4 protein-coding genes are annotated in these 4,407 nt (G+C 65.4%); 1 reads left to right on the top strand and 3 read right to left on the bottom strand.

Annotation, left to right across the window (positions count from 1 at the left end):
• Window positions 1-360: 360 nt before the first annotated feature.
• On the bottom strand, window positions 361-771 hold the full coding sequence (locus ACFU6I_RS47860; RefSeq protein ID WP_384380691.1) for a hypothetical protein: 411 nt from the start codon (window positions 769-771) through the stop codon (window positions 361-363).
• Between the two features lie 301 nt (window positions 772-1,072).
• Window positions 1,073-1,243, bottom strand: a complete 171-nt coding sequence (locus ACFU6I_RS47855; protein ID WP_384052844.1) for a hypothetical protein — start codon at window positions 1,241-1,243, stop codon at window positions 1,073-1,075.
• Window positions 1,244-1,354: 111 nt separating this feature from the next.
• On the opposite strand from ACFU6I_RS47855, the gene ACFU6I_RS47850 reads away from it, so the two are divergent.
• A complete protein-coding gene (locus tag ACFU6I_RS47850) occupies window positions 1,355-1,660 on the top strand; it encodes a hypothetical protein (protein WP_384380688.1) in 306 nt (101 codons plus the stop codon).
• Window positions 1,661-1,781: 121 nt separating this feature from the next.
• Here ACFU6I_RS47850 and ACFU6I_RS47845 read toward each other — a convergent pair whose 3' ends face one another.
• Window positions 1,782-4,118 (bottom strand): integrase core domain-containing protein, encoded by a 2,337-nt coding sequence (locus tag ACFU6I_RS47845; RefSeq protein WP_384380685.1) that lies wholly within the window; start codon window positions 4,116-4,118, stop codon window positions 1,782-1,784.
• Window positions 4,119-4,407 lie beyond the last annotated feature (289 nt).

Here is a 4,407-nt window from a genome sequence, read left to right as displayed (position 1 = left end):
TGTCGCCGACGCCATCGGGGCCGCACTACGGCAGGGTTGGATTCCCACGCGTGCAGGCTCACCGTTTCACCTCGACCAGTCCGCCGGCTTCTCTCGCGGCTTCTCTTCCTCGCTTTGAACTCGCCGTAGGGTGAGCACCGCTTTAGGAGCGAGGTGGGGAGAGTTGCGGTCTGACCTGCAGGATGCCAACTTCCGCGTTCACTGGCCGTGGCCTCCGCCAGCAGCCGCAGTTCCCCGTGAGTCCCCGCCCCATCTGGCACGGTTGTGGCACGGACTGGCCCTCTCGATGCGATTCTTTGGCGGCTACTCCGGCTGAATCCCCACTTACGTCATGCGGGTGCTGTCGCATGTGGCGAGAGGTCAGCCCTCTTCGGGCCAGCCGCCGGGCCAGTCTGTGCGTATCAGGTGGCCAGGGCAGTCCGGATCGAGTTCGCCCGTGTGGTAGTTCGGCAAGAAGGCCCGGCGGGTGCGCGGCAGGGGTATCTCGACTAGTCGGCCATCGTGCATCATCCACAGGCCGAAGCAGTCGTCTTCCTCGTCGTGGATCAGCACTTGTAGGGAGTATGGCGATGTCCAGGGCAGCGACTCCAGGTGTTCTAGCAATCCGATCCATGCGCTTCGTCGTATGAACTCAATGGCCCAGCCTCCGAACATGCCGTGTCCGATATCGGTGAAGCTGCCTGCCCACTCACGATCGTCGTCCGGTCGGGTCAGCGGTTCCATGATCTCTTCATCATTGGCCAACACGATGACCTGGGCGAATCTGCTCATGGGGGAGTATCACCGGCTGTAAGGGAGGAACGGCAACCGAGTTTCGTCCGGAGCGAGCCCGATGAGTGGCGTGAAGAAGCAGGCGTGAGGTCGGCGGAGTCTTAATGGCCCAGGACAAGCGCCAGCGTCAAGGGCCAGGAGCACCAGTTTGGAAGATTGCGTACGTGGATCCGGGCTGAACTGCCGCTCCCTGACCTGGGACGGAGCGCTGCCCGGACCGTCGCTCGCCGCGACTCCCCGTGGCTTCCCGCCGGACCGGGCACGTGAAGGGCACGGGCCGTTGCCGACCACCGACGCCCGATCAGTGGTCGATGGTGCCACTAAAGAGGAGGAGGAACGGGAGCAGCAGGCTCAGGATGCCATGGAGGGCGAGTAGCGCTACTAAAGTGATCATCAGGATCGTCATGAGCGTCCACCACAGACTGCTCCTGGTTCTCTGAAGCCAGCCCTGTACCGAGTCTTTTTCAGTCACTGACCCTCCTTGCTCGGACTGTACAGCCCGGGCGGCGTAGCGACTTTGGCCTGGAGCTGCTCCGCCGACCCCATCGATACCCTGCGGATCTCTGCGCCGAAGGGATCAGCAATGGAAGACCGCACATGGCAGCTGCGTCGTGGTGAGGAAGAGATCGGCAAGCTCACCCTTGAGGCCGTCGACATGTTCTGGCACGACTGCCGCTTCGAGGCTTCGGCCGGTTGGCCGACAGTCAGACCCCTGATTGAGGAGTCGCGGAGGGCTTGGGAGAGGGGGGACACGGAAGCGGCCTTGAAGGTGGATGAGGCCATTCACGCGCTGGGCTTGGAACTTGTACCGAACGGCGAGGGCGAACCCATCACGGAGTTCCTGCTGCGTATCGACATAGACGGAGACTCGGCACGCTTTCGCTACTGACTCCGGGGCCGTGTCCGGGCCGTCGAGGGCAACCGCAGGCGACCAACATCGACAGGTGCTGGCTTCATTGATCTCTAGAAACAGCGTTTGGCGACCGGTTCCGGAGGCAGTTGGTGATCACCTAGCTCACGGATCTCGATGAGAAACGACGGCACTGTCGTGTCCACGAACGTGAGACGGCCAGCCCCTCGTCAGAGAGCGGCCGGCCGTCGAAGGGGCCGCCGGAGCCGGGCTTGAACGTCGCGCCGAGGTCGTACTGCGCGATCCCGAAAGGTTGAAATTCGGCATCGGCAAGGATGCGGTAGAGGAACTCGGCGGTGGACATGTCGTACCGGTGCCATGGGCCGCCGTCATGGGACCGCGCAAGGATGGGGTAATCGCCGGGCCGCTCGGCATCGATCAGCCAGAAGTACCCGTCGGCCCATTCGGTGGAGCCCCACTCAACCAGCCCCTTGCCGCCCGGCGCGTAGATCGTATAGGGATCGACGGCGGAGACGTCTCCGAACTTGCTGTCCTGGTCGGCCGACAGCCAAAGCCGCCACTGTGTCAGGAAGTCGAACGAGACGCCCTCGTCGCGACCCAGAAAGTAGACGGAATCACTGAAGGTGCCGCCGCCGAACGCCTCGTAGAGCTCCTTGTAGTCCGCTGGCAGCGGGACCCCCAGCTCTCCTTCGATCGCCGCCCAGTCGACGGGGATCCCGAGCGGTTCCCACCCGGTCAATTCGATCACTCGCTGAACCCACGTACAACAATCTTCGGGCAGTTCAGTCCCCACTTCCGTTTCGATCTCCGCCCAGGGCTGCGCGGCGTCCCGTGCGTCCCCACCTGTGACACGGAGAAAAGGGTCCACCCAGGAAGCTCCCTCGGGCGGTGCATCTGGCGATGGTGCAGCCCGCTCCGCCACGAGCACCACCAGCTGTTCGCCGTCCCCGGCACGGACCACACCGCAGCCGATCCACCGACTGCCGGACGCCCATCCGCGCATCTCGACCAGCTCCCCAGCGAAAGGAGCAAGGAGCGGCAGCCCGGTCCGCTCGGTCACCGTCGGATCGACGTAACCGCCCATGGCGAGGTTGCGCAGCTGCCCGCACCAACGGCTGAACTCCTTGAGGAGAGTGGATAGGTTGATTGCGTCGGAAACCGCCAGGCATACATGCCCCGCCGGGTGCCCAGACCGGCCGCACACCAACTCCCGCCCGCCCGGCCGAACCAAGGAGGTAACGGCTTCGAGCAGTTCGTGTTCGTCCATGGCCAGAGAGTGAAACACATGCCACAGACAACGAGCCGGGACTGCGACCCAGCTGACATCCACGACTGACATCAACGAGGACGAATGGCCGTAGTGCTTCGAAATGGCTTCACCGGCTGTGAGCTGGGCCTTCGCCCGGTGGTTAGCTGGCTCGGTGGTACTCGTTGATGAGGCCGGCGACGGCTTTTCGGCGTTCGGTCCGGGCTGCGGGTAGGGGACGACGTTCGGGTCGTCATAGGGTGCGAGCTGGTCTCGGCCCTGGTGGGGCCGGTGGCTGTTGAAGTGGCGCGCGTAGTCGTGGAGGACCTTCTCGGCGTGGCCACGGCCGAAGATCAGCACTTGGTCGGTGCACTCCTCGCGTGCTGAGCGGATGAACCGTTCCGCGTGCGGGTTGCGGTTGGGGCTGCGCGGAGGGATCTTGACCACGGTGATGCCCTCGTCGGCGAACACAGCGTCGAAGGCTGCGGTGAACTTCGCGTCGCGGTCGCGGATGAGATGGGCGAAATCGGCAGCCCGGTCGCCGAGTTGCCACAGGAACTGCCGGGCCTGCTGAGTGGTCCAGGCAGCGGTGGGGTGGGCAGTGACGCCCAGGATGTGCACAGTGCGGGTGCGTACCTCCATGACGAACAGGGCGTACAGCCGCTGCAGGCCGATGGTGTCGATGTGGAAGAAGTCGGTGGCGAGCAGGCCGCCGGCCTGGGCCTTGAGGAAGGCGGCCCACTTGCCGCGGGCCGGCTGACGGCGCGGCGCGGGGCCGAGACCGGCAGCACGCAGCATCCGTCGGACGGTGGCGGGGCTGACCCTGTGGCCGAGGCGGCGCAGCTCGCCGTGCACCCGGCGGAAACCCCATCGGGGGTTCTCGGTGCCGAGCCGGATGATCAGGTCGCGGACCTCCTCCGGCAGGGGCGGGCGTCCCGGGGACGGTGACTGGGTCCATTTCTTCTTCACCAGGCGCTGGTGCCAGGCCAGCAGAGTGCGCGGGGAGACGATCCGGTGGCCCCGGAGCGCCCGGGGCAGGAGCCGGGCCAGGGCGGCGAGCAGTGCCCGGTCCGGCCAGTCGGGCTCGGGCGCGGTGACCTGCCGACGGAGCACCGCGAGCTCGTGCCGCAGGATCAGTATCTCGGCGTTCTTGGCCGCGGAGGATCGGGACAGCAGGACCAGCCACGCGAAGATCCGCATGGCGATCAGGTAGACAAGTCGTACCAGCACGAGGACCGATCATGCCGGACAGACGGTGGGCCGCGCGTGTTCCCCCAGGTCAGGAACAGTGAACCCATTCTGAAGCGCTACGCGTCGAAAAGGACTTCAGCTGCTGACCGAGGCTACGGCACCTCACTGACATTCAGCCGCGGTCGGGATGCCGATCATGCTGTGGCAGCAGTGCCTCCAGGTAGGCCTGGGTCTTTTCGGGCTCTCCTGTCGCTTCCGTGGGTGGTCAGTTCGTGAGTTGACGGCCTGGTAGCTGGGGTCGGTGGCCGCCGAGGCTGAGCATCGCGAG

It is taken from the genome of Streptomyces sp. NPDC057486, from assembly GCF_042802415.1.
Taxonomy (GTDB): Bacteria; Actinomycetota; Actinomycetes; order Streptomycetales; family Streptomycetaceae; genus Streptomyces; species Streptomyces yanii.
This window is presented reverse-complemented; position numbering and strand designations above follow the sequence as displayed.